General features: G+C 68.0%; 34 protein-coding genes. 6 read left to right on the top strand and 28 right to left on the bottom strand.

Going from position 1 to position 21728, the window contains the following annotated elements:
* Window position 1 precedes the first annotated feature (1 nt).
* The 7 genes from AC07F3_RS19220 to AC07F3_RS19190 form a co-directional block, all read right to left on the bottom strand.
* On the bottom strand, window positions 2-187 hold the full coding sequence (locus tag AC07F3_RS19220) for a hypothetical protein (protein WP_479115551.1): 186 nt from the start codon (window positions 185-187) through the stop codon (window positions 2-4).
* A gap of 167 nt (window positions 188-354) precedes the next feature.
* Window positions 355-480: a hypothetical protein gene (locus tag AC07F3_RS19215; protein ID WP_479115549.1), complete on the bottom strand. Its 126-nt coding sequence runs from the start codon at window positions 478-480 to the stop codon at window positions 355-357.
* A gap of 83 nt (window positions 481-563) precedes the next feature.
* A complete protein-coding gene (locus AC07F3_RS19210; protein ID WP_479115547.1) occupies window positions 564-800 on the bottom strand; it encodes a hypothetical protein in 237 nt (78 codons plus the stop codon).
* Window positions 797-946 carry a hypothetical protein gene (locus AC07F3_RS19205; protein WP_479115546.1) on the bottom strand — a complete coding sequence of 50 codons (150 nt, stop codon included), beginning with the start codon at window positions 944-946 and terminating at the stop codon, window positions 797-799. Before AC07F3_RS19205 ends, AC07F3_RS19210 begins: the two co-directional genes overlap by 4 nt.
* Window positions 946-1164: a hypothetical protein gene (locus AC07F3_RS19200; RefSeq protein WP_479115544.1), complete on the bottom strand. Its 219-nt coding sequence runs from the start codon at window positions 1162-1164 to the stop codon at window positions 946-948. Before AC07F3_RS19200 ends, AC07F3_RS19205 begins: the two co-directional genes overlap by 1 nt.
* Before the next feature lie 2 nt (window positions 1165-1166).
* Entirely contained in the window at window positions 1167-2189 is a 1023-nt protein-coding gene (locus tag AC07F3_RS19195) for a hypothetical protein (protein ID WP_479115543.1), read from the bottom strand.
* Between the two features lie 23 nt (window positions 2190-2212).
* A complete protein-coding gene (locus tag AC07F3_RS19190; RefSeq protein ID WP_479115541.1) occupies window positions 2213-2392 on the bottom strand; it encodes a hypothetical protein in 180 nt (59 codons plus the stop codon).
* Between the two features lie 126 nt (window positions 2393-2518).
* Between AC07F3_RS19190 and AC07F3_RS19185 the strand changes: the two genes are divergently transcribed.
* Both AC07F3_RS19185 and AC07F3_RS19180 read left to right on the top strand, forming a co-directional pair.
* A complete protein-coding gene (locus AC07F3_RS19185; protein WP_479115539.1) occupies window positions 2519-2740 on the top strand; it encodes a hypothetical protein in 222 nt (73 codons plus the stop codon).
* 10 nt (window positions 2741-2750) lie between these two features.
* On the top strand, window positions 2751-3080 hold the full coding sequence (locus AC07F3_RS19180; RefSeq protein WP_479115537.1) for a DUF6233 domain-containing protein: 330 nt from the start codon (window positions 2751-2753) through the stop codon (window positions 3078-3080).
* Here the strand turns inward: AC07F3_RS19180 and ku are convergent, their stop codons facing one another.
* The 4 genes from ku to AC07F3_RS19160 form a co-directional block, all read right to left on the bottom strand.
* Complete coding sequence (ku, locus tag AC07F3_RS19175; protein WP_479115535.1) at window positions 3081-4010, bottom strand: non-homologous end joining protein Ku; 930 nt, start codon at window positions 4008-4010, stop codon at window positions 3081-3083.
* 90 nt (window positions 4011-4100) lie between these two features.
* Window positions 4101-4982 (bottom strand): hypothetical protein, encoded by an 882-nt coding sequence (locus tag AC07F3_RS19170; RefSeq protein ID WP_479115533.1) that lies wholly within the window; start codon window positions 4980-4982, stop codon window positions 4101-4103.
* A gap of 4 nt (window positions 4983-4986) precedes the next feature.
* Window positions 4987-5514, bottom strand: a complete 528-nt coding sequence (locus tag AC07F3_RS19165; protein WP_479115531.1) for a hypothetical protein — start codon at window positions 5512-5514, stop codon at window positions 4987-4989.
* A gap of 2 nt (window positions 5515-5516) precedes the next feature.
* On the bottom strand, window positions 5517-6317 hold the full coding sequence (locus AC07F3_RS19160) for a hypothetical protein (protein WP_479115529.1): 801 nt from the start codon (window positions 6315-6317) through the stop codon (window positions 5517-5519).
* 442 nt (window positions 6318-6759) lie between these two features.
* On the opposite strand from AC07F3_RS19160, the gene AC07F3_RS19155 reads away from it, so the two are divergent.
* Window positions 6760-6975, top strand: a complete 216-nt coding sequence (locus AC07F3_RS19155) for a hypothetical protein (protein ID WP_479115527.1) — start codon at window positions 6760-6762, stop codon at window positions 6973-6975.
* A gap of 2 nt (window positions 6976-6977) precedes the next feature.
* On the opposite strand, the gene AC07F3_RS19150 is transcribed toward AC07F3_RS19155, so the two are convergent.
* A complete protein-coding gene (locus AC07F3_RS19150; RefSeq protein WP_479115525.1) occupies window positions 6978-7613 on the bottom strand; it encodes a recombinase family protein in 636 nt (211 codons plus the stop codon).
* A gap of 264 nt (window positions 7614-7877) precedes the next feature.
* Between AC07F3_RS19150 and AC07F3_RS19145 the strand changes: the two genes are divergently transcribed.
* Genes AC07F3_RS19145 through AC07F3_RS19135 form a run of 3 tightly spaced genes read left to right on the top strand, consistent with a single transcriptional unit; the run spans window position 7878 to window position 8493 of the window.
* A complete protein-coding gene (locus tag AC07F3_RS19145; RefSeq protein ID WP_479115524.1) occupies window positions 7878-8012 on the top strand; it encodes a hypothetical protein in 135 nt (44 codons plus the stop codon).
* The gene (locus AC07F3_RS19140; RefSeq protein ID WP_479115522.1) at window positions 8009-8320 is read left to right on the top strand and encodes a hypothetical protein; all 312 of its coding nucleotides are present in this window, start codon (window positions 8009-8011) and stop codon (window positions 8318-8320) included. The genes AC07F3_RS19145 and AC07F3_RS19140 overlap by 4 nt, the downstream gene beginning before the upstream one ends.
* 2 nt (window positions 8321-8322) lie before the next feature.
* Window positions 8323-8493 carry a hypothetical protein gene (locus AC07F3_RS19135; protein WP_479115520.1) on the top strand — a complete coding sequence of 57 codons (171 nt, stop codon included), beginning with the start codon at window positions 8323-8325 and terminating at the stop codon, window positions 8491-8493.
* Between the two features lie 126 nt (window positions 8494-8619).
* On the opposite strand, the gene AC07F3_RS19130 is transcribed toward AC07F3_RS19135, so the two are convergent.
* The 16 genes from AC07F3_RS19130 to AC07F3_RS19055 form a co-directional block, all read right to left on the bottom strand.
* On the bottom strand, window positions 8620-9099 hold the full coding sequence (locus AC07F3_RS19130; RefSeq protein ID WP_479115518.1) for a hypothetical protein: 480 nt from the start codon (window positions 9097-9099) through the stop codon (window positions 8620-8622).
* Window positions 9099-9320, bottom strand: a complete 222-nt coding sequence (locus AC07F3_RS19125) for a hypothetical protein (RefSeq protein WP_479115516.1) — start codon at window positions 9318-9320, stop codon at window positions 9099-9101. The genes AC07F3_RS19130 and AC07F3_RS19125 overlap by 1 nt, the downstream gene beginning before the upstream one ends.
* Window positions 9317-9979 carry a collagen-like protein gene (locus AC07F3_RS19120; protein WP_479115514.1) on the bottom strand — a complete coding sequence of 221 codons (663 nt, stop codon included), beginning with the start codon at window positions 9977-9979 and terminating at the stop codon, window positions 9317-9319. Before AC07F3_RS19120 ends, AC07F3_RS19125 begins: the two co-directional genes overlap by 4 nt.
* The gene (locus tag AC07F3_RS19115) at window positions 9976-10290 is read right to left on the bottom strand and encodes a hypothetical protein (protein ID WP_479115512.1); all 315 of its coding nucleotides are present in this window, start codon (window positions 10288-10290) and stop codon (window positions 9976-9978) included. Before AC07F3_RS19115 ends, AC07F3_RS19120 begins: the two co-directional genes overlap by 4 nt.
* Window positions 10291-10302: 12 nt before the next feature.
* Window positions 10303-10659: a hypothetical protein gene (locus tag AC07F3_RS19110; protein ID WP_479115510.1), complete on the bottom strand. Its 357-nt coding sequence runs from the start codon at window positions 10657-10659 to the stop codon at window positions 10303-10305.
* A gap of 2 nt (window positions 10660-10661) precedes the next feature.
* On the bottom strand, window positions 10662-11591 hold the full coding sequence (locus tag AC07F3_RS19105) for a GH25 family lysozyme (RefSeq protein WP_479115508.1): 930 nt from the start codon (window positions 11589-11591) through the stop codon (window positions 10662-10664).
* A 1-nt stretch (window position 11592) separates the two neighbouring features.
* Window positions 11593-12354 (bottom strand): C1 family peptidase, encoded by a 762-nt coding sequence (locus tag AC07F3_RS19100; protein ID WP_479115507.1) that lies wholly within the window; start codon window positions 12352-12354, stop codon window positions 11593-11595.
* Window positions 12355-12412: 58 nt separating this feature from the next.
* A complete protein-coding gene (locus tag AC07F3_RS19095) occupies window positions 12413-12943 on the bottom strand; it encodes a hypothetical protein (protein WP_479115505.1) in 531 nt (176 codons plus the stop codon).
* A gap of 11 nt (window positions 12944-12954) precedes the next feature.
* Entirely contained in the window at window positions 12955-15810 is a 2856-nt protein-coding gene (locus AC07F3_RS19090; protein ID WP_479115503.1) for a hypothetical protein, read from the bottom strand.
* A gap of 17 nt (window positions 15811-15827) precedes the next feature.
* A complete protein-coding gene (locus AC07F3_RS19085) occupies window positions 15828-18659 on the bottom strand; it encodes a phage tail tape measure protein (protein ID WP_479115501.1) in 2832 nt (943 codons plus the stop codon).
* 48 nt (window positions 18660-18707) lie between these two features.
* The gene (locus AC07F3_RS19080; RefSeq protein WP_479115499.1) at window positions 18708-19184 is read right to left on the bottom strand and encodes an SHOCT domain-containing protein; all 477 of its coding nucleotides are present in this window, start codon (window positions 19182-19184) and stop codon (window positions 18708-18710) included.
* A 49-nt stretch (window positions 19185-19233) separates the two neighbouring features.
* On the bottom strand, window positions 19234-19665 hold the full coding sequence (locus AC07F3_RS19075) for a hypothetical protein (RefSeq protein ID WP_479115497.1): 432 nt from the start codon (window positions 19663-19665) through the stop codon (window positions 19234-19236).
* A 22-nt stretch (window positions 19666-19687) separates the two neighbouring features.
* A complete protein-coding gene (locus tag AC07F3_RS19070; protein WP_366342463.1) occupies window positions 19688-19888 on the bottom strand; it encodes a hypothetical protein in 201 nt (66 codons plus the stop codon).
* A 26-nt stretch (window positions 19889-19914) separates the two neighbouring features.
* The gene (locus AC07F3_RS19065; RefSeq protein WP_479115495.1) at window positions 19915-20274 is read right to left on the bottom strand and encodes a hypothetical protein; all 360 of its coding nucleotides are present in this window, start codon (window positions 20272-20274) and stop codon (window positions 19915-19917) included.
* 84 nt (window positions 20275-20358) lie between these two features.
* Window positions 20359-21504, bottom strand: coding sequence for a phage tail tube protein (locus tag AC07F3_RS19060; protein WP_479115493.1), 1146 nt, complete (start codon window positions 21502-21504; stop codon window positions 20359-20361).
* Window positions 21501-21695 (bottom strand): hypothetical protein, encoded by a 195-nt coding sequence (locus AC07F3_RS19055; RefSeq protein WP_479115491.1) that lies wholly within the window; start codon window positions 21693-21695, stop codon window positions 21501-21503. Before AC07F3_RS19055 ends, AC07F3_RS19060 begins: the two co-directional genes overlap by 4 nt.
* Between the last annotated feature and the right edge of the window lie 33 nt (window positions 21696-21728).

Here is a 21728-nt window from a genome sequence, read left to right as displayed (position 1 = left end):
CCTACAGCGCGGACTGGAACGCCGACGCGCTCGGTACATTCGCGGCCGCCGTGGTGACGCGGTCGAGGGCGGCCGGGACGCGTCCGGCGTGCTGGGCTGCGGCCCGGGCGGCGAGCGGGCGGCGGGTGGTCTCGGCCGGGACGGCGACAGTGCGTCGTGCGGCGGCGGAGACGAGCGCAGTGGTCATGCGGTCATTGTGCACGGCGCGTGAGACTCAGGGGCGCCATTCGCTGCGGAAGAAAGCAGCGGCCCGCCGGTCGCTGTCCCGGCGGGCCTCCAGCAGCAAGCCCCGCATGCTCGTAGGCTGTTGTTGATGCTGCCACAGTAGCGGCGGCCACTGACAACGGCGGGCGGTCAGTCGTCGTATCCGGCTTCGATCTCGCCGTCGTCGCAGCACTCGGCGAACTCGCCGTCGACTTCCTCGCCGCAACCGTTGCACCACCAGTAGACCGGGGTGCGCTCATCCTCGTCGGCGTCCATGCTGTTCCTCCCCTTAGGCGGGTACGGTTCGGGTGGTGCCCCGGCTGCTTTCCTCAGCCGGGGCACCGCTGCGTTCCGCGCCCCTATTCGTCGTCGTCCGCCGTCCATCGGCTGAGCTGGCTGACGCGGAGCGTGCGGATGCAGCTGATGACCTCGCGGGTGTCGGCGATCTTGCGGGTCAGATCGTCGATGATGCTCTTCTTCGCGGCGGCCAGCGTGGGCATGGCGTACTCGTAGTCGTCGTCGCCGGGGTGAACGATGACGATGCTGGGGTATGTCTGGTCGGTCCAGTCGGGGTAGTAGCGCTTCTTGCTGGTCACAGATGCTCCTTGTTGAGATGTTCGGCCTTGTTCTCACAGTCGTCGCGGTCGCCTTCGAGGACCCACCGCTCGTCCTGGCTGTCCCAGACGCCGTAGTCGCGGTAGCCGAGTTGTTCGACGGTGTACCGGGGTTCTGTCGTGCCCATCAGGGGCGCTCCTTGAGGATGTCGCGGATGTCAGAGAGGAGCGGGCGCTCGGTCGCCTTGTACTGGCCGTCGCGGTCGGTGAGGATCCAGCACGACGGACGGGAGACGCTTCCGCCCCGGATGCTCGGCTCATACGCGGGGGCGACCTTGTACCGGCCGTCACTGGTGACGTAACCGTTGGCGCCCTTGTCACGGCGGAGGGTTCGGGGCTTCGGCATGATCAGAACCCGTCTTCCTCGGCGCAGTCCTCGCACTCACGGCGCGGCTGCTCGTCGTGGTCAGGGCAGATCTCCAGCACCTCGTAGGCGCCTGCCATCTCCGGGTTGTCGGCGACGAGCCCCGTCGCGGCCTGCTCGGCCTGGACCTTGCCGACCTGGCCGTGGAACCCGGCCTCGATGCAGGCGCCGTCTTCGAAGATTCCGTACTCAGCGGCCTCGCTCACGGTGGTCTCCTGCGCCTTGTCGCTGTCGGTCTGGTCGATTTCCTTGAGGGTCTGTTCGAGCGCTCCCGCCAGGTAACCGACCCAATAGATCGGGTTCGCCCTCCAGCCGGTGGCGTCCCGCTCGGTGGCCTTCAGCTCCTTCAGGGCGCGCCGAGCGTGGCGGCTCGCATCGGACGGGTCGTACTCGACGGTGTCGTCTTCTTCGCAAGTGGCAGCAGGTTCGGTCACGATGGCCTCCTGTGTGTCGCGGGTGAAGTAGCCCTCAACCCAGGCGTGCAGCGCCTTGACGGCGTCGCGCTTCCGTGCGATGGGGTCGCTGTAGTCGCTGCCCCGGCTGACGATCCAGCCGGAGAAGTCGGCGCCCTCGTGCCTGTAGTGCCGCGTGGCCTCGGCGACGACCTCGACTTCATAGGGCAGGTCTTGACGGAGGATGTCCTCCAGGGCGGTCGCCGGGTCAACAGCCGGGTCGGAGACCCAGACGGCAGTGACGCTGAAACCGCCGTCGACGATCTGCACGTTCTCGGGGTTGTACGGCCGCCGGGCGGGCTGTTCGGTGACGACCCTGCGCACGTCGCGGGAGTGCCATTCGACGACGTCTCGGCGCAGGACGGCGGTCCCCTCGTAGCTGTCGCGGCAGTCGACGCGGACCGTCTTTGCGGTGACCTTCACGACCGTGCCGGTGCGCGAGTGCAGGCCGCGCCCGTTGAAGCCGGTCTCTCGGGTCATGAACTGGAGGCGGTCGCCCACGTGCACGTTGCTGGGGTCGACGCCCTCGAATGTCTCGGTCTTTTCCTCGGTCATCACGCTCACCGGACCTCCCCTGCTCAGGCGTCGACGTCGGCCACGAAGTACTGGGTGCGGCGGCGGCCCTGGTGCTTCGTCCTCTCGTTGAGGCTGTCGGCCTTGCGCTCGGCGATGCTCCGGACGACGGTCCATCCGGTCGATACCGGCTGACCCCAGACGTTCGGGGCGATCTCACGCTTCCGCATGACGTGGTAGCGCATTGGGTTCTCCTGTCGCTGCTTGAAGGGGGCTCGGTACCCCTTATGCCCTTTAGCTTGGCCTAGTGACTTGGCATTGTCAAGCGGTACGGCCTAGCGACTTGGCCAAGCAGATGGCAAGATGGCGACATGGACACCGCAAAGCTCGAACTCGCAGCTCGGCGCTACCGCGAAGCGGCCGCCGCACTCGACGCCGCCCGCGCCGACCTCCAGACCGAAACCGTCGCAGCGCTGCGACAGGACCCGAAGCGAGGCGACCAGGCCGAGGCCGCGCGCATCACCGGGTGGACGCGAGAGCAGATCCGGCTCCTCATGAAGGCCGCCGAGCAGGGGCAGCCTGAAACCTCGTAGACTCGAACATGTGTCCGACACGTCTCGTCTCGTCCAGCTCCAGTTCCTGCGCCGGTACCTCCTCGGCGAGCTGGAGCGCGTCGAACGCTGGATCGCCGCCGAGGAGCAGCGGCAGGCCGCCCAGGTCCGCTCGACACCACCGCCCGTACCGGACTGGGTCCTCTCCTATCCCCGCGCAGGCGCCACCAGCCGCCCCGACGCCGTCCACCTCGGCGACTGCGGCATGACCGGGAAACGCACCAAGCCGATCACGCGCGACCAGGCGCTCCGGGCGCTCGCCGAAGGCGTCGAAGCGTGCGCGTTCTGCCGCCCCGACAGCGAGCTCGGCGTACTGGACTAGCTAGGCGCTGCGGGGCTTCCGACCTGCAGTCTTCTTCGCGGGCGACTTCTTCGCCGTGGCTTTCTTGGCCGCGGTCTTCTTTGATGCCGCCTTCTTGGCGGTGCCCTTCTTCGGCAGGTCGTGCACCGTGGCGTTCTCGTCGGACTCGCCGCGACCGGCCTTCGCCGCCTTCACGGACGCATTCAGCGCGGCCATGAGATCGACGACCTGCCCGCCCGACGCGGCCGCCCCGCCCTCCACCGGCTGAGGCTGGCGGTTCTCGGCTTTCGCGGCCAGGAGCTCCTCGACCGCCTCTCGGTAGCGGTCGGTGTATTCGCTGACGTCGTCCTGGGCCATCGACTCCAGGAGCTGGATCGCGGCGTCGACCTCCTCAGTGGTGAGGTCGACCGGCTTGGGGGCCAGGGTCTCGGGGCTGCGGATCTCGTCATCCCAGTGCATCGCGTGCAGGACGATCACGTCGTCGCGGACACGCAGCAGGCCGAGGCGCTCCCTGTTGTGCCACGAAAATTTTGCGACGGCCACCTTCGCGCTGCGCTCTAGGGCCATCCGCAGCAATTTGTACGGCTTGGCTGCCACGGGGCTGGCGGCCTCAAGGTAGTACCCGGCTCCGACACGGACTGGGTCGATGGTGTCGGCCGGGATGAAGGCGACGATGTCGATCGCCTTCGCCGTGGGCAGTGGCAGCGAGTCCAGCTCTGCATCGGTGACCTGCACAAGGGTGTCTTTGGAGACCTCGTAGCCCTTGCCGATGTCCTCCTGGAAGAGCTCCTGCCCGTCGATCTCGCAGACCTTCTTCGTGCGCACCCGGCCCATGTCGGCGAGATGGATCTGATGGAAGGCGATGTTGCGGTTCTCGGTGGCAGCCACCACGCGAATAGGTATCGTGACCAGGCCAAACGAGATCGCACCGGTCCATATGGGGCGGGGCATGCAGGCCTCCCAGGACCCCCCTGGTCGGACATCCAGCCTACGGGCGCCACCCCGCCCCGGCATGCGGTGCTGCGCCTGGCGACGAACGCCTCACACCTGGTGTTCGGTCACTATGTCGATGCCTCCGGCGTGAGTGGGCCCAACGCGCAGAAGGCGGAAGGCGGCGTGGGGACGGCAGTCGACGATGCGGGTTTCGCCGCTGGGACCGTAGGTGTAGTGCTCGGGCTCCGGCCAGGGCCGCAGAGTCAGGTAGCGGTCCGCGAGGCCTGTGAGTGTCAGGGTCTCGCCGTCGGCCGCCCCTCCTTCGAAGACCACGTGGGTGATGCGGTCGGCGGCTTCGATGCGGTCGACCAGCTCGAGCACGGCGTGGGTGGCCCGGTGCTCCTGGCCCGCCTTGCCCTTGCGGCAGTCCCCGCATCCCGCCTGCGGGGCGGGGATGAGCTTGGGGTGGGCCTGGGTGAAGTGCGTGACGGCGGCCTGGTGGGCGTCCGGCATCAGCGTCAGGGCGCTGGCGCGCGGTCCCGCGATCAGGTGCGGTGCCCGCTCGTCGTCGCCTTCGAGCTTGAGCTGGAGGGCGAGCTGCCAGCAGTCCGTGCAGTCGGCGACGCTGGCCATCCAGCCGGAGAGGGGCCAGGGGCGGCCGACGGCGGGCTTGAGGCGCTTGCGGTGGTAGCCCTTCACCTTGCGCATGAAGTTCTCCTCGGTGGAGAGCTCCAGGGACTGGCGCCACGTGTCCACCTCGTGCGAGGGGCCTGAGCGGATCTTCTCCTTCAGGAAGGCCTCGTTCTCCGAAAGTACAAGGGCGCACAGCTCCTCGTAGCGGCCGGCCACGATGAACGGATAGCAGCGTGAGCAGGAGTGCCAGATGGTCCGGGCGGTGTCGGCGGGGAAGAGCCACGCCTTGAGGCTGCGGGACCTTCCGCAGAACTCGCAGCCCTCGTCGCCCCACATGCTCCAGTCGTCCCTGGTCACGATCTCAGCCCTTCTCGTCCGTCGTCCGGCCGGTGGCGTCGAGTGCCTGTTCCGCGGCGTTGCGCAGCCATGCCGCCCGTGTGAGACCTTCCGCCTTGGCCGCGGCTTCGATCCGGTCCAACAGGTCTTTGGGGTAGGCCACGTTGATGGGTGTACCGATGGCCGGGCGGCCGCCTGCCGGGCTCGGCCCGGACTCGTCCGGGGTGTCGGGGAACCACTTGGCGAGGTTGTCCTCGGCATCGTCGGCGCCGCAGGCGAGGATCCAGTCGCGGGCTTCGTCGTCGGTGAGGAATCGCCACCGGTCGCGGCCGTTGAACTCGCGGCGGGAGTCGACGTTCTCGACCCAGCGGCCGCCCTTGGTGCGATACAGGGCGGCAGTCTCGGTCTGGAGGCCGGAGAGGACCCCGCGCATGTTGTTGCCGTCCCACCGGGTGCCTTCGACCTGGACAACCTCTGCGGCGTCGAGGTCGAACCAGCCGAGGCGGGCCTGCTCGCCCCAGGTGTCGGTGCCGTAGATGGTGATGCGGTTCATGATCAGTAGTCGCCTTTGAGAGAGGTGATGTACGCGGACGCTTCAGCCTTGGAGAGTTCCTCGATGCCTGCACGGTCGGTGGGGCCGACGAAGAACCCGCCGCCGTCTCCGATGTGGTCCCGGAGGGCGAGGAGTTGCAGGATGTAGTCGACCTGGCGCGGGGTGGCCAGAGTGCCCTTGCTCTGCCGGATGGCGGCGAGCTGCTGCTCGCGGGCTTCCCGGACGGCGGCCTCGGCGGCATTGACCGCGTCCCGCTTGGCCTTCTCCCGGATGCGCTCTGCTGCTCCTTCGGCATGCCGCTTGGCTACAGCGATCAGGTGCTCGGCGGGGCTCTTGGAGCGGTTCTGCGCGGGCAGTTTCTGCCCCTCGTCCCAGGTGGCGCGGTGGTCGGACGGGTCGTTGGGGCCGGAACCGGCGACGAGCCAGTAGTGGCCTCGCTGGATGCTGCGGGCCGGGTAGTGCTCCAGGGTGAGGTGGTATCCGGCGGGGAGGCCTTCGATGACCTGCACGAAGAACTCGGCACGCTCGCGCGTGGAGAAGGTGCGGTCGGCCCAGAAGTCGGGGGTGCCGTCGACGCGGCCGGTCTTGTAGGCGGTGCTGCCGTACTTCGTGGTGATCTCTGTGTAGTGGTAGGTGGCCATGCGGGTCCTCCTGGCGCCGATGGCGATGCGGTGGGCGAGGGAGGCGGTGTCGATGACCCAGCGGCCGGCGGCCTTCACGGCGGCGACGGCGCCGATCCGGCACCAGGTGCGGATGGTGGGAACGGTGACGTTGGCCTGGAGCACCGCTGCGGTGGTGTTCATCGAAGCCCCCTCGAAGGTTTTCAATACTGACAACGTACTCCGGCTGCGCGGAGTTTTCAATACTGAAAACCAAAGTCCGCCCCGTCCGAAGGGACGGGGCGGATGGCCATCGAAGGATGGGGGCGCCGGCAGGCGCCAAAACCGGGACCGCTGGATCCCCGCGTAGGCGGGGAGCAGTTACAAGCGCATTGGTCCTCGGGGTCATCCCCGCGTGCGCGGGGAGCAAGAGCATCACTGCTCGTAACGCGGGCCACCCCCGCATCGGCGGGGAAAGTGGAGGTTCGAGATGAACCCCGGTTCCGACTCGCGGAACACCCCCGCAGCGGCGGGGAGAAGAGCCTCCACGGTAGCGGAGCCGGTGCGCCGGTGTCCCGCACTTCCAGCATCCGCCCGGAGGCAGCCTCGAAATGCCGGAGCCACGGACGAGACGCACCCTGGATGCATGGCCAAGCAGCACGCGATCGTCGTCTACCCGCCCGACGAGCAGGGCGCCCGCCGCGTGCGCATCGACGGCACCACCCTCGGCCGAGCCACCGACCTCCACGACCTCGTCATCTGGCTACGCAGGGCCGGACTGGAGGTCGACGACCTCGACGTGGTGCGGTCACCGCTCATTGAATGGCGCGGAGGCGGACCCGAGGATTGGCAACCGACCTGAGTTCAGAGGGCGGCGACCTCGTTCGTCTCGCTGTAGGCCTGTAGCGCCTGAGAGATCGCGCCCAGACTTGCCTCCCGGATCTCACCCGACTTGGTCTTGTAGGTCATGTGGGGCCGGATCTGCCGCAGGGTGTAGCCCTTGGCCTGGAGGGCGGCGGCCTGGATGGTCATTGCCTCGCTCATCACCGGGATGCGGCCGAGGGACTTGCCCTTGTGGCGGGCGGCGTCGAGGCCGCCCTTGGTGGCGCGGGAGATCTCCCGGCGGCGGTCTTCTGCCAGGGCAAGAGCGAGGTCCAGGACGAACGACCGCTCGCGGTGGTCGCCGGCGGCGATGCCTTCGAGGACACGCACGGCGGTTCCGGCTTCGAAGAGATCCGAGAGGACGAGGAGTCCTTCGAGGAGGTTGCGGCCGAGGCGGGATACGTCCAGGACGCAGAGCATGTGATCGCCGTCGGGGTCGAGCTTCCGGGCCAGGGTGAGGGCGTCGAGTGCGGCGGTGAGGCCGGGGCGGTCTGCGGCCTTGAGCTTGCCGGAGATCTTCTCTTCGAAGACCTCGGCGCAAAGGGGATCGAGCCGGTTGTGCTGTCGTGCGGTCTCTTGCTTGTCGGTGCTGACGCGGACCAGTCCGACGAGAGCCATGAGGCCTCCATCCTTCATCAAAGGGTGTGGCTAACTCAGGTGAACATACCGCATAGATGAACACGCAGATGAACAAGTCCGAGCATTGGCGCGCGCTCAAATCGGACACAGCGTCGGCGTGCGCTCATCAGCGTCAGTCGACCGTTAGGTGAACGGCACCGATCCCCCAACTCCCCGCGATCAACAAGACGTTAAGCGCTACCCGCTCACGATGGTCTTGGCGCGAACCCTTGACTGCAAGTCTTGACTTGCTACCTTGAGTTCATGCGATACATCCTGACGATGCGCATCGAGGCCGATGACGACATCAGCGAAGAGCAGATCAAAGAAGAGATCTACGACGCATGCGCGGACGTACCGTTCGGCTTCGACATCACCCGCGTCGAGGGAGAGCAGTGAGCGACCGCCTCATCCCGAACGGCTTCTGCTGGTGTGGCTGCGGGCGTGAGGTCGGCCTCGGGAAGTTCTTCGCCCAAGGCCACGACAAGACCGCCGAGGCCGCGCTCATCGCCCTCCAGTACGAGGGGAGCGTGCCGCACTTCCTCCACGCCCACGGCTACGGCCCCCAGCACTCCGTCACCGGCGACGCCGTCGACAAGACGGATTGGGAGGAGTGCAACCAGTGCTCCACGAAGCCCGGATACCGGGGGGCTCCGCTCAGCGTCCGTAACCACAAGCGCAAGTACCACGCGGACAAGGAGGGCTGACCATGCCTGACGATCGCACCGTCGCCGACATGACGGATGAGGAACTGCGAGCCAGCGGGATTTCGCAGGAGTGGCGCAGCGGCCTCGCACAACAAGACTGGCCGTACCGCGATGGCGCAGGCAACGAGCTTGCACCCCAGAGCCCTGTTCCCGACGCCGTCAGCGAGAAGTGAGGACGTCACAGCAGTACGCTCCTCGACCTGGTCATCAGCGCCGTGTGCGCCTGGCTCGCGATGAGCATCTGGCGGCGATCCCGGGCATGACGAAGGCCCCCTCCCGAAGGAGGGGGATCGGATCAGTCAGTCAGTCGGGGGCGCGTGGTGTTCGGTGACGACTTCGGCGGGCGGCGCCATGTCGTGCCGCCACACGCGCAGCGGCTCCCACAAGGGGCCTGGCAGAGCGTGCACGCCGAGATGCGTCCGGTGGTGGACCGGGCACAGGACTTCAAGATTCCCGGGCGACTGCATCCATGCGGCGAAGTCGTCGTCGTTCTCGAAGTGGTGCCCGAACGCCTTCTCGGCCAGGGCGAGGTCGACGCCCCCGGCCAGGCTGAACTCGACGTGCGTGTGGTGGAGTTCCATCGGCCCCGGGAAGGTGCAGCCCGGGATCGCGCACGTCAGCAGGCCGAGCCGCCTCAGTCGTTCCTTGGCCGCGTGGAACAGGTGATAGTGCGGATCGTGCTCGCGGGGTTCATGCGGCGGCACGTGAGCGATCCAGTGCGCGGTCCCCGCCTGGTCGTGTGCCTCGACGAGGTCCGGGGTTCTGTCGTGCTCGGTCATCAGGACTCTCCTGTCGTGCTGTCGCGGATGACGGCCCTGGTCTCGGCGTGCTGCCGGTCCGCGTGACGGCGCAGCGCCACGTGCTGCAGGACAAGCGCCGGGGTGCCCCAGATCACCGACGCCGCCAAGTTGCCGGCAACGTCCGGCCAGTGGAACAGCAGCAGATAGACGTCGAGGACACCGACCGCGAGCGCGGCGAGGATCCACCAGGTGCGGGTCACGGGAGCCTCCGGTACATCGACGACATGGCCAACGCCCCCACTCCGAGAAGACCGCGCCGGGCGGCCGGCGAAGGCGACGGACTGGAGGCGGGGCTGCACTTGTAGCGGGGCGCGTTCGGGTCGAAGCCGTTGACAGGCGCGCAGTTGTAGGTGATGCCCTGCGGGTCGGTGTACGTCCAGCCGGCCGGAGGCTGGCCGTCTCTGCCGCCCTTGCCCGGAGCCCCGTTGGTGCCGTCCTTGCCGGGGGCTCCGGACGGGCCGGGGATGCCCGGCTGGCCGGAAGCTCCAGCTGCTCCGGTCGGGCCGATGGCGCCGTTGATGCCCGGTACGCCCGTGGCGCTACTCCCGGTCTGGCCGGTCGGCCCTATCGGTCCCGTGGGCCCGACGGGACCAGGTTCACCCTGCGGGCCACGGGGCCCGGTGACGGACTGGCCCGGATCCCCCCGCGAACCCGGGGGGCCGGCTATCGGCTGATGACCGAGCCCCTGCACCTGCCTAGCCAGGGCGTCCCTGGCGTCATTGGCTGTCCGCAGGTCATGGCCGAGGGCCTGCATGGTGATGACGATCCAGCACAGGACACCAACGCTGACGAGGACGCCGATGGCGAACCAGGCGTCGGTCCGGCGGCGCGTGGGCCCTGGCGTCGCATGCACGCTCACAGCCCCGCTCCCCTCGTCGAGAGGTACACCTGCAGCAGGACCAGCAGGACCGGCACGACCAGACCGGTGAAGATCAGGCGCCGGTCAGCGGCGCGCTGTTTCTCCTGCTCTCTGCGTGCTTCCTCGATGCCCTTGACCCGCTCCAGGAGCTGCTTGTGGGCCTCGTCGCGCTGGGCCTGCTCGATCTGGTACCGCTCCATCGAGACCCGGGAGTCGATGCGATCTCCGAGGATCCGGATGTCGTCGCGCTGGTCGCCGAGCCGGTCTTCGAGGCGACGGGCCAGCTCGCCGACGGACGGGTCCTCGGGCATGCCCGTCTCCGATCAAACAGCGGTCGGCCGGCTGATCGCTGCGGCCGGGACCCTGGCGGTGACCTGGGTGCGGGTGAAAGCGGCGACGAGCGCGGTGGCGAAGCTGAACACGATTGCCTGGGTGTCGGCCGACCAGTGGAGGCCGAAGCCGACGGCGGCAGCCATCCCAGCCTGGATCAGCCCAAGGAGGGCTGCGCCGATCCCGTCATGGACCTCGAAGGCGATGATGACCGCGACCGCTGCGGCGGCGACCGTGTTGACCGTGGCCTGCTGCTCCACGGTCGTGTGAATCCAGAACGCACTGATCAGCTTGACTGCGGCAGCGACGAGCCCGAGAACCAGAGCCGGTTCTCTTCCGAAGATCTTCATGGTCACCACACCTCAATCGAGTAGGAGACGCCAGCGGCGTCGGTCTGCAGGGAGAGCTTCACGTCGGGGGCCGTGATGTCGACGTCGACGACCCCGGCGCCCGCGTCGAGGGCGACGTCCTTGATGCCGTGCCAGACAGTGCCGTTGTGGAGGGCGACGCGGACCGAGCCCTTGACGGGCTTGTCGCTGATCTGGTCCATGCCGAGGTGCAGGCGCCGGTTGTACGACGACCAAGCGGAGCCGTGCGGGAGCAGGACGACGGTGGGCTGGGTGCCGGTGTCGACCCGGCCTGTGATCCATTGGGGCATGTCGGTCTCCTGAGAGGGCGTGGGAGCTGGGGCCGGGCCGGGCTGGAACGACAGGGCCCAGTCGCGGAGTTCGGCGGTGCTGGAGAGGTGGCAGTAGTCGCGGTCGACGCCGTTGTCGCTGTACTGGTGGAACAGCCACGGGGCCTGGATGCCGGGGCTCCCGGCGGTCTGTCCGGCGGTGGCGATCCACAGGAAGTCGCCGTAGTAGCCGCTCGTGTCGACGTTGCGCCAGTAGTCGGTGTTGGCGTACATCCCCACCGGGTTGTGCGGGAGGCGGCCCTTCACGTACCGCAGCCAGGCGTCCTTGTATGCGGCCTGGGCGCTCTTTGGCACGTTGGCGTTGGCGTCGTCGTAGCCCTCCCAGTCGAGAACGACCAGGTCGCCTGGTTGCCAGTTGACCTGGGAGAGGAAGAAGTCCGCCTCGGCCTGCGGGGAGTTGCCCATGTGCGGATACGCGTAGCCGCCCCAGACGAGCCCGTTGGCCTTGGCGTGGTCCCTCTGCGTGTGCCAAACCGGGTTGATGTACGACAGGCCCTCGGTGACCTTGACGAAGGCGAACGACAGGCCGCTCGTGTCGGGTTGGGCGGGCTGGTAGGAGGCCCAGTCCTGGCCGTAGATCCCCATGTCAGGCCGCCGTCGCGGTGGTCCAGGCGGGCACGGTAACGTCGCCTTGCTGGGACAGCAGCCAGCGCAGGTCGGGGGTGGTGAGGTAGGCGCGTCCGTTGATGCCCCAGTCGCTGCCCCACGAGTTGGTGATCCAGTAGTCGCCGGTCGCGGCGTCGTACTGGGCGATCTCCACCTCGTGGCCGCCCGCCACGCCGGAGGACTGGTCGACGACGAGTCGCCCGTCGCCGTCCGGGCTTTCCATCGACTCCAGCCAGACGATGCCGATCATCACCGGGCCGTGCTGGAGCGCCGAGGTGAGCGCGGCGAGCGAGAACGCATGGCTGTAGCCGGTGGCGAGCCCGAGCGCCTTGAGTGCCTTGGCGACGCCGAGGCCGGAGCTGCCGGTGTCGGTCGGCGGGTAGTGCCCGGGAATCGAGTCAAGGAGCGTCGCCAGGGAGTACAGGCGGACCGCGAAGTCCTCGTCCGGTGCGTACACGCCCGGGCCGAAGATCCCGTGGGACGCGCGGGCGGCTGTCGTCGAGATCGTCACCGACGTAAGGCCCGGCCGCACCGAGCTGTCCGTGACCAGCAGGCCCGTGCCTGCGTTGGCGGTGCATGACCCGAGCTGGCCCTGATCCAAAATAGGGGCGCGCCGGACCCAGGACACGGACTTGATGGCGGTCTCCGGCAGCACGCCGTGTGCGTGATCCAGCGACCGCGGGTCGTGCTCGACGTGCCGACCGAACCGGCCTGCGGCGGGGATGAGTTCGATGTGCGTCATGGACCCTCCAGGGCATGGCGAAGGCCCGCACGGTGGCGGGTGAGGGCGATAGGGAAGGTCAGCGAGACAGCCAGAAGACCCTGAGTGCGCTGTTGAAGTCCGTGCCGGTGTAGGTGCTCAGCGTGCCGCCGGAGTCCTGGCGGGCCTGGAGCTCGACGTAGTCGGTGGTGCCGTTCATGACGAAGAAGTCGATCGTCGTGGCGCACCACCAGGACGCGCCCGAGCCGCCGGCGACGGCCGCGCCGATGGACGTGGCGCCGTTCATGGTCAGTCGGGCGGCGCGCTGGGTTGTCGCCGAACCGGCGAAAGCGGCGGTGCCGATCACGCAGTAGGTTCCAGCGACGGTCGGCGTGTAGCGGCTGTTGTTGGTGACGTTGCTGTGGCCGCCGTCGGAGTCGAGGGTCTCCGTGTCGATTGCGACGGACACCCAGGTCGCGTTGGCGACGGACTGCGAGGATGCCTGGTACCCGCGGAAGACCGGCACCGCCAGCGTGAAGTTGTTCAAGTCCCTGACCTGCGCGTTGAACAGGGCACTGGTCCAGTAGTTGCCGGGGGCCTCGGTGGGAGGCGACGGTACGGTGCGGGCCATCGGCCCTCCCCTCAGTAGGCGAACGCGGCAGAGTCGAATTTGCTGGAGGCGTCCCAGGTGGTGGGGTCCGCGACTCCGGCAGGCAGCACCTCGTTGATCAGGTCGCCTGCCGTGTGGGCTTTGGTGGTCGGAGCCGTGAGCGTGATGACTGCGCTCGTCCAGCCCGTCGATGTGGCCCCCACCGCCGAGATCGTCACCGTCTCCTGGTTGGCGGTGTTCTGCCCGAGGACGACCTGCGTTCCGGCGGCAAGCTGGGTGGCCAGCGGGTTGGTGTTGTCCGCCGAGTTGTTGACCGTGATGCTCGTGACGCCGCTGGCGATCGTGGTCTTCAGCGTCGTGTGCCAAGCCGCGAGCAGGCCGTAGGGGGTGAGGTCGACGGGGCTGCACTGGAGTGTGCAGAACGCCTCGGCCTTGTCATCCATGTCCCACTGGATCGCCTCGACGAAGCACTCGATCTGAATGGGCGCGGCCGGTGCAGGCGGCCGGCGCATCACCCGTATCCGGGTGCCGAGTTCGAGGCCGAGCAGCACCGGCCACAGGCTCGGGTTCGCCGACGGATGGAACTTGAGTGCGCTCACGCGGACAGCAGGCTGCTTGTACCGGGACAGCAGATAGTCCGCGGCATCCTGGCACTCGGCCGCCGAGCTGGAGTTGACGGTGCGGGTCAGGGTGCGGGGGAAGTACTGCGTGATCGACGTCGCGTCCTGGGCCGCGAACTGCTGGTTGGGGGTCTGCTGGGTGACGGTGACCTGGTTGGCCAGGCGCGTCGGGTCGTAGTCGAGCTGGCAGTCCTCGTAAGGGAACTCGCCGCCCGCCGTGTTCTCACCGAACACATACATGGGGGTCAGCGAGTTGTAGCGGGCGGACCTGGCCTTGAAGTTGATCGCGCCGGAGCGGTCGACGAAGTGGGCGCCGTTCTCGGTGTCGACGACTGCCTGGAGCGCCGATACGGCGTCCTGGCCGCCGAACTCCGCCGGGCCCATCGAGGTTGTGACGCCCGTTTGGATCGACGTGGCCGCCGTCCAGCCCGCGTAGCCGAGGATGCGCTTGTAACGGGTGTCCGACGAGTCCCCCGCGAACGCGCTCTTCCACGCGTTGTACATGTTGGCGATTCCGGCCCCGCTGGATCCGGCGATGCCGTTCCAGTCGGGGAATTCGGCGGCGAACGAGATGTCGCCCTGGAAATTCAGAATGGTGCCGCCGCCGTTGGTGGCGTCGACGAAGCCACCCAGGCTGTCGCTGATCAGGCCGGTGGGGGTGTAGGTGGTGGGGATGGAGCCGTAGAACGCAGCAACCGCTCCGTCCTGCGACGCGAGCACCTGCTGCGTGGTCTGGTTGTATCCGAAGATCAGCAAATGCCAGTTGCCGTCAACGCAGTTGGTGGCTCCGCCGAACGTGTATGCCCCTCCCGCACCGCCCGGGCCCTGGATCCAGATGATCGGCAGACCGGTGGTGTCGAGGTAGAGGAAGATTTTGGAGCCCGACGGAGTGCCACCGGAGCGCTGGCCATCCATGCATGACCACAGGTAGACGCCGCTGGTGATGGCGGGGCCGGTGTAGCGGAAGGCGAGCATGCGGATCCACTGAGCGGGATTCGCGGGCCCGACGATGCCTGCGGAGGTCAGTTTCAGATAGGTGGCCCCGGAGATGAGGTTGGTGCCGGGGTTGGGGTTGTTGATCGTGACGACGCTGCCCGAGCTGCCCGTGTAGATGCCGGTCGTCGGGTTGGCGGCGGTGATCTGTGTGCCGAACGCCAGCGATCCGGACCCGTACTTGGAGACGGCGATCTTGGCCTGTGGGTTGTTGCCGGTGGCGTCACTCGCGCCGATGCTGCCCTGGGGGTCGTCCAGCTTGAACAGGAATGCGGGCGAGTGGCTGTTGATCTCCTGGGTGAGCGGGTCCGACAGCTGCCTCTGCGACAGCAGGGCGAACGCGTCGACAGCGGTCGGCGCGACCGTGCCGTAGGTCCCGTTGAACGACCACAGCGAGGGCAGGCGCTCCGTGTAGCCCTGGAACATCGGGTACCAAACGCCCGGGGACACCCACGTCGAGGCGCTGGAGCCTTTTTCCAGCTGCCAGCCGTCGACCTGCACCGCGCAGGTTGCCGCAGCCGATGCCGCGGTCTGCACGCCGAGGTAGACCCCGGCGGCGTTCGCGGGGCATGTGCCGGTCACGGTGATCTGCGTCCACGCGGCCGTCGGGGACCCGGTGAGCGTCACTGTCGTGCCGATGGAGGGGCTGAAGGTGCCGCCGCCAAGAGCCCACCACGTGATGAAGGGCTGGACCTGGAGCGACGTGGATGCGGTGACGTTCCTGACCTGCATCTGCACCGTGTAGGTCTGGCCCGGCAGGGCCGCAGGCTGAAGGGTGTAGCAGATCATCACCGGGGAGCCCGTGCCCGAGGGCACGGACGCCTGGAGGACGGTGGCACCCTGCCATGCCGTGGCCGAGGCGGTGATGGTCGGCGCGTTCCCCGGGTCGGTCTGGCTGAACACATCGGCGCCGTACAGGTTGGCCCCGATGGCGTACCCGCCGAGGTCACCGCCCGTGGCCATCACCTGGGAGAGCAGGTTTACCGACGGCGGCCACATGGCCCGCTTGCGCCACGGCTGGTAGGGGGCGATGTGGCCGTAGTACGGGCCGCTGCTGTTGAGCGGGTCCAGGCTGCCGTCGCCGTTCCTGACCGTGGTCGACAGCTCGCCCGCGCGGACCTGGTCGAGCTCGTACTGACGGCCCCGCTGAATGCCGACACGTCCTCGCGTGCCCGGGGTGAGCTCGACGTACCGGTCCCAGGGCGCAGTCGCGGTCGCGGTCCAGTACGGGCCCCAGGCGTCCTCGATGATCGGCCAGTTCGGATTGATCGCCACTCAGGGCACCTCCTCGGCTATCGGTGGAAGGCCTGCCAGGTCTGCGAGTTGCGGCCCGCCATCTGCAGGAACGCCCTCTGGACGGTGTCGCGCAGGTCGTTCTCCGCCAGGACGGAGCCCTGCACCGTCAGGTTGATCACGACCGTGGGTGCTGCCCCTGTGCTGCCCGCGCCGGCGAGGGCGAGGCCGGCGGTGGACAGGGAGCCGCCGAGGCCGCCGGAGACGCCGACGGCCAGGCTTGCGCGGGCTTTGCCGGTGATCCGTCCCATGGCGGCCTCGACGTCGCCGGTGCCGCCGTCGATGCCCTTGGCGAGGAGTTTCGTGATGTTCCGGCCGCCGATTTCCGGTGCGCCGGAACCCGACAAGGGGCCCTTCTTGGCCGGGGACCAGGGGAGGTAGGCCTTGATGTCGCTGACGATGCCGCCGATGGCGCCCCCTACGGAGCCGACCATCGACCGGATGCCGTTGATCAGGCCCTGGATGATGTTCTGTCCGGCGTTATAGAGGAGGTCCCCGAAGCCGCTGGCCACCGACGTGATCGTGCCGGTGATGTCGTGGAGGGCCTGGGACGCCAGGTGGAGCAGGTCGTGCCAGGCTTTCGACCAGTGGCCGGTGATCAGGTCGAGGATGATCCCGAAGATATTCATCAGCAGGTGCAGGCCGGTGGTGACGATGCCTGAGATCAGCCGCCACGCCACGATCACGGTGTCCCGCAGGAGGTCCCAGACCAGCTTCCAGAAGCCGGCCAGAAACCCGAGGACGATCTTGACGTCGGCCCACCATGCCCGCACGGCGATCCGCATCCCGACGAACAGGACGTTCCAGACCTGCTTGATCTCATCGGAGTGGGAGTGCCACCAGGTGACGAGGTCGGCGATCCGCGCCCGGATCCACGTGATCACATTGTCCTGGAACCACTGGACGACCTTGTGGACGCCGTGAACCATGGAGTTCCACGCGTTGATGAAGTCCTGCTTGTGGGCGACAAACCAGTCGATCACCAGTTGCACCGCCCGCCGCAGCGGGGGCAGTACGGTCGTTGCAAACCAGTGGATCACCGCACCCGCAGCCTTGAGCGCCACCTCGAATATGTCCTTCAGGACGCGGCCGATGGCGTGGACGATCTCCCGGAAGATCTTGAAATGCGTGTAGGCGTAGATCACTACAGCCGCGATCGCTGTGATCGCCAAGAACACGGGATCGATCGCCGAAGTGGCGGCAACCAGTGCCACCACCACGCCCCACACCGCAGCCACCAGTGCGCCGCCGATGATGGCCGCCAGCGCCTCCATTGCCAACTTGTGCTGGGTGATCCACGAGACCCCGTCCCGGATCCAGCCCAGGACCTTCGTCAGCGGCGGCAGCAGCTTTTCACCGATCCGGATCCCGAGGGACTCCATCCCCGACTTCAGCCCGTCCCAGGCCGTCCCGATGTTGTGGGAGGTGGTCTGCCAGGCATCACCAAAAGTGTTCGCGGACTTGGTGAGTTCGGGGTATTTCGAGTTGTAGCGGTCCAGCTGACCCATCAGCACGGCGAGACCGGAACCGGCCTTCTTGCCGAACATCTGGGTGATGACACCGCCCTGCTCGGTGGCGGTGATCCCGGCCTTCTTGAACATGTCCTGCAAGTGGTTCAGCGCCAGGCCGAGGCCGCCCTTTTGCATGTCGTCGGCCAGCGTGTGCTGCGTGTATCCCCACTGTTCGAGGAGCTTGATACCGCCCTTGGCGGGGACGGCCAGGGATTGCACGGCCACGCGGAGGTCGGTCGCGGCAATCGCGCCGCGGATGTTGTTGTCGCCGAACGTGGCCAGTGCGGCGCCGACGTCCTTGAGGGAAAGGCCGTAGCCCTTGACGACGGCAAGGACACCCGTGCCGAGCGCTTTGGCCAAGTCCTCCATCTTCATGTCGCCGGAGCCGACGATCGCGTTGAGCTGGCCCATCGCCTGGCTGAAATTTTCGACGCCGGGGATGCCGGAGGCGACGGCAGCATCAAGGGCGTTCTGCACGTCGACGAGATTCGCCCCACCGATCTTCGCGCCCTCGGCGGCCGTCTTCAGGATCTCCATCGCCTTCTGGCCGGTGATCCCGGTCGAGGCGAACGACGACTCAACGTGGAAGAGAGCCTCGGCCAGCGAGTCCGGCGAGAACCCGACCTGGCCCGCCAGCCCAAGGACGCCGTTGGCCAGGGACTTCATCTCCCCCTGGGAGACGTTGGCCTGCGTATTGAGCTTGGTCATCTCCGTGTTGAATTTCGAGGCACCCTTGATTGCCTCGAACACACCGAAGCCCGCCGCTGCGAGACCCAGGGCGTACTTGTGCAGTCCGGCGGCAGTGCCCTCAAGGGCCGTACTCGACTTGGCCGCCGATGTCGCCGCCGCATCCCCTGCGGTCTTCGAGGCGAGGGCGCTCTCCTCCGCCGCCGCCGTCGTATCTTTGGCCGCGATGGCTGCGCCGGCGGCGGCCGTCCTGAACTCGGCGCCGAGCCCGGCGACCGCGACCTTGGCCTCGTCGGCCGCGGCGGTGACGCCGGTGGCCATTTTTTCCGCCGAGGCGGTGACGCCGTCCAGGGCTTTGGTGCCGGACTCGTCCAGGCCCGTGGCGGCTTTGGTCAGGGCGCGCAGCGCGGTGGCGACGGAGCGTATCGCGGTCTTGGCCACGTCCATCGGCTCGGCGATGCCGTCGCCCATCCGGATCGCCGCATCCAGCACGATCTTGAAGGCGTCGGCGGCGGCCTGGGCAGGCTCGGGAAGCCGGGCCAGGGCGGTGCCCAGCGATGTGACCGTCTTGAGGGCCCCGGTGTCTTTCGCGCCGAGTTCGACGATGACCGGGGGCAGGAACGACTCGGCCACCGCACCTCCCAGGGGGTAGGGGGCGCGGTGGCCGTGGGGATCAGATCACTACGAAGGGCCGCCCAAGAGGCGTGCCTTGGCCTGCTCGTACTCTGCCGGGCTCATCAGGCCACGCTGTACGAGATCAGCGAGTCGTGTCAGCTCGCCTGCCAGCGACGGCGGCTGGTGCAGGTTCTGAGGCATCGGCGTGTGCCGGGCCTGGATCGCGAACAGCAAAGTGTCACGCAGGTACGCGAACCGCTGCGACTGGCCGGGCAGGACCCACAGCGACAGGGGGTTCTTGTTGACGCGGACGCGGCGCTGCGGGGCGAGCGTCCCGGCCGTGAGCAGTGTGAACATGCCGGAGCCCATGCCGGATGCGGGCCTGAGCTCCACGCCGGACAGCTGGTCGAGCGGGACGGACACCGTGCGGCGGTTGCCGAGCCCCGTGTGCCGGACGGTGACGGTCCAGCCGTCGAACGTCACATGCCCGCGAGATCCTTTGACGGTGAGCGGCAGTTGGCCCGGCGGCGGTGGCGCGTTCATGGGCCGGGAGACTACCGCCCCGGATCCGGCGTGGGGAGGTGCTGGACCATCACCGGATGGCGCGGCCCCATATCTGTGCGACCGCCTGCCGGAACGCGGTGTCGTGCACCAGCGCCATGGCCGCGGGTTTCAGGTACGGGCGCGCAGGCAGGCGGCTGGCATGATTCCGCCCGGCCAGGCCGCCGAGCTCCTGGATCCGCGCGTACACCGTCGTGGGTCCGATGCGCGAGACCCACATGTCGCCCGCCCGGACGGGCACCGTCGAGGTCACGCTGGACCGCAAACGGCCGCTGATCAACGCGGGGGGCTCGCCAGGACGGGACGGGGTAGGCGTGCCGCGCTGGTGCGAGGTGCGCGACAGGTTCGCCTTCGTCTTGCCTTCGAGGAGCCTCGCGCCGGTCTCCACGACGCGGGGGGTGGCCGCCTGGATCCGCAGTTCCATCTCCCGCAGGGCCGTCCGCAGCTGTGCGACACCGGTCACCTGGAACACTGCGGCCCCCGTTTCACCGGTCTCGTGATGCCTGTTCGGCCTGGCGTCGCGCGAGGATCAGGTCCCACACGTAGCGGCGTACATAGATCGGGGTGGCTTCCAAGTCCCGCCAAGACCAGCCCATTTCCCGCATGATTTCGAAATCGACGACCTCTTCCGGAGCCGGGCCGGACGACCATGTGCCCTCGTAGATGGATTCGGCAGGCCAGATCACATCGTTGAGGTACGGGTCGTCCAGCCCTAGTTCCCCGGGTTGCGGACCGCCTGGATCTCCTCGCCGATCCGCTGCTGGATCTCCAGCGGGAGCTTGGCTACGAGTTCGGCGGTCGCGGGCAGCGGCAGCGGCGCCTGGTCGTCGGAGTCGTCGGACGCGTCGTAGACGTGCCAGGCCTTGACGAGGCGGGCTATGACGGCACATCCGGCCTTGAAGGTCTCCATTTCGTCCTGGCTGCCGTCCTCGCGGGGCGGGGTGTCCGGGGGCTGGAGTTCCTGGACGGGCACCATGCGGGGGTTCTTGATGACGACGTGGATCGGTTCGTCGCCTTCCTCGGTGAGATCCGGGAAGGGCAGCATGATCGTGCGGTTGGCGTAGCCGGGCACGGTGGTTCTCCTCGCAGAGGGCGTTGAGGGCGTGATCCCCGGCCGGGCGCGACGCCCTCACGCGCAGCCCGGCCGGGGAGTAGGTCAATACGCCGAACTTTGGAAGTTGCGAAGGGTCGCCTGCATGGCCCCGCCGTCGGTGGTGTTGTAGATCCCCGAGAGGCTGAAGTCGGCCTGCACGTAGGGCTGGCTGAGGTCGCGCTTGCCCTTGAACCAGCCACTCTTGGACATGGTCAGCGACAGGGACTGGCCGCCGCGGGCGACGGGCTGTGCGAGCGCGGCGGTGCACGCGGTCTGCGTGTAGTTGATGTACAGCGCCATGTCGAGCTGGTTCTCGAAGATGGCCTTGTAGGTGCCGTCGACCTCGATCGGCCCGGCGAACACCTCGCGCGGCGTCTGCGTCCCATCGCTGGAAGCGATGGCTTCGGTGGCGCGCTTGACGGTCGCGTCAAAGGTCAGGCCGCGCGTCGAGCTGGCACCGCCGTTGGTCATGGTCCAGGACCAGCCGAGCAGCGGGTCATACGTCGAGAACGTCTCGGACTGGGTGGTCTGCGTGACGGACGGGAACGACATGTACTTGACGCTCGCGGTGACCGCACCCTTCGGGTCGATCTTCAACTGGAGATCGGAGAGGCGGCAGTACGAGCACGACAGCGTCTGTGTCGTGTCGTACAGGGTCAGGCTGTACGTCGGCAGCGCGCTGGCGGACTGCTTGAACGCGTGCGTCGTCTGCCCGACCACCGTGACCGATGAGGAGTGCGCCTTCGTGAGGCCGCCCGCCGGGGACGCGATCGGAATCGTGTACGGGCCCGACCCTGACGGCGTGCCGGTGGTCGCGTACTCAAGGTTTCCGGCGGTGTCGATCGCGATGGTCGTGCCCAGCGGGATGCTGGCCACTGTCGAGATCGACGTCGCACCGACGGTCGTGGATGCCGACAGCGTGGTGGACACCCCGGGCGTCACCGTGTCCGGGCCGATGATCCCCGCCAGGAAATGCCCGAGAAGGTCCGGGTAGGCCATCACGTCGAGGTTCCACTCGGCGTGGACGACGCCCTGATACATGCCCTGCAGGATCGTGTCGTTGCCCCGGACGGACTCGTCCTTGATCTCGGTGAACATATCCTCCATGTCGCCCTTGGTGAAGGGGATGCCGACCGTCGGCGCCAACCACGTGCCGGGGGTGACCTCCTTCGCGAGGCCAATCGTCGCGAGCCTTGAGATTGCGGTCACTTCTGCGGCTCCTCACCGGTGGACGCCGCCTCGGCGGACGTGGCCTTCTTGCGGGCGGTCTTCGGCGCCTCGTCCTCGACGGGTTCGAATCCGGCGATCGGGTGGGGCCAGTCGACGGTGTCGCCGGGCTGGACGGTCGCCGGGATGTCCGGGACGTCCACCGCGGCCTCGTGGGTACTGCGCTGGAGCACGGGGGCCTCCGGGCATGCAGAAGGCCCCCGCAG

Source organism: Streptomyces sp. NPDC045846 (genome assembly GCF_056431605.1).
Note: the sequence above shows the minus strand (reverse complement) of the source record. Positions and strands in the feature narration are given on the sequence as shown.

What these genes read in the sequence shown, in the direction of transcription:
- AC07F3_RS19220 (WP_479115551.1), bottom strand. Translation starts at nt 187, where the DNA reads ATGACCACTGCGCTCGTCTCCGCCGCCGCACGACGCACTGTCGCCGTC.
- AC07F3_RS19215 (WP_479115549.1), bottom strand. Translation starts at nt 480, where the DNA reads ATGGACGCCGACGAGGATGAGCGCACCCCGGTCTACTGGTGGTGCAAC.
- AC07F3_RS19205 (WP_479115546.1), bottom strand. Translation starts at nt 946, where the DNA reads ATGGGCACGACAGAACCCCGGTACACCGTCGAACAACTCGGCTACCGC.
- AC07F3_RS19200 (WP_479115544.1), bottom strand. Translation starts at nt 1,164, where the DNA reads ATGCCGAAGCCCCGAACCCTCCGCCGTGACAAGGGCGCCAACGGTTAC.
- AC07F3_RS19195 (WP_479115543.1), bottom strand. Translation starts at nt 2,189, where the DNA reads ATGACCGAGGAAAAGACCGAGACATTCGAGGGCGTCGACCCCAGCAAC.
- AC07F3_RS19190 (WP_479115541.1), bottom strand. Translation starts at nt 2,392, where the DNA reads ATGCGCTACCACGTCATGCGGAAGCGTGAGATCGCCCCGAACGTCTGG.
- AC07F3_RS19185 (WP_479115539.1), top strand. Translation starts at nt 2,519, where the DNA reads ATGGACACCGCAAAGCTCGAACTCGCAGCTCGGCGCTACCGCGAAGCG.
- ku (WP_479115535.1), bottom strand. Translation starts at nt 4,010, where the DNA reads ATGCCCCGCCCCATATGGACCGGTGCGATCTCGTTTGGCCTGGTCACG.
- AC07F3_RS19165 (WP_479115531.1), bottom strand. Translation starts at nt 5,514, where the DNA reads ATGAACCGCATCACCATCTACGGCACCGACACCTGGGGCGAGCAGGCC.
- AC07F3_RS19160 (WP_479115529.1), bottom strand. Translation starts at nt 6,317, where the DNA reads ATGAACACCACCGCAGCGGTGCTCCAGGCCAACGTCACCGTTCCCACC.
- AC07F3_RS19155 (WP_479115527.1), top strand. Translation starts at nt 6,760, where the DNA reads ATGGCCAAGCAGCACGCGATCGTCGTCTACCCGCCCGACGAGCAGGGC.
- AC07F3_RS19150 (WP_479115525.1), bottom strand. Translation starts at nt 7,613, where the DNA reads ATGGCTCTCGTCGGACTGGTCCGCGTCAGCACCGACAAGCAAGAGACC.
- AC07F3_RS19145 (WP_479115524.1), top strand. Translation starts at nt 7,878, where the DNA reads ATGCGATACATCCTGACGATGCGCATCGAGGCCGATGACGACATCAGC.
- AC07F3_RS19135 (WP_479115520.1), top strand. Translation starts at nt 8,323, where the DNA reads ATGCCTGACGATCGCACCGTCGCCGACATGACGGATGAGGAACTGCGA.
- AC07F3_RS19130 (WP_479115518.1), bottom strand. Translation starts at nt 9,099, where the DNA reads ATGACCGAGCACGACAGAACCCCGGACCTCGTCGAGGCACACGACCAG.
- AC07F3_RS19115 (WP_479115512.1), bottom strand. Translation starts at nt 10,290, where the DNA reads ATGCCCGAGGACCCGTCCGTCGGCGAGCTGGCCCGTCGCCTCGAAGAC.
- AC07F3_RS19110 (WP_479115510.1), bottom strand. Translation starts at nt 10,659, where the DNA reads ATGAAGATCTTCGGAAGAGAACCGGCTCTGGTTCTCGGGCTCGTCGCT.
- AC07F3_RS19105 (WP_479115508.1), bottom strand. Translation starts at nt 11,591, where the DNA reads ATGGGGATCTACGGCCAGGACTGGGCCTCCTACCAGCCCGCCCAACCC.
- AC07F3_RS19100 (WP_479115507.1), bottom strand. Translation starts at nt 12,354, where the DNA reads ATGACGCACATCGAACTCATCCCCGCCGCAGGCCGGTTCGGTCGGCAC.
- AC07F3_RS19095 (WP_479115505.1), bottom strand. Translation starts at nt 12,943, where the DNA reads ATGGCCCGCACCGTACCGTCGCCTCCCACCGAGGCCCCCGGCAACTAC.
- AC07F3_RS19080 (WP_479115499.1), bottom strand. Translation starts at nt 19,184, where the DNA reads ATGAACGCGCCACCGCCGCCGGGCCAACTGCCGCTCACCGTCAAAGGA.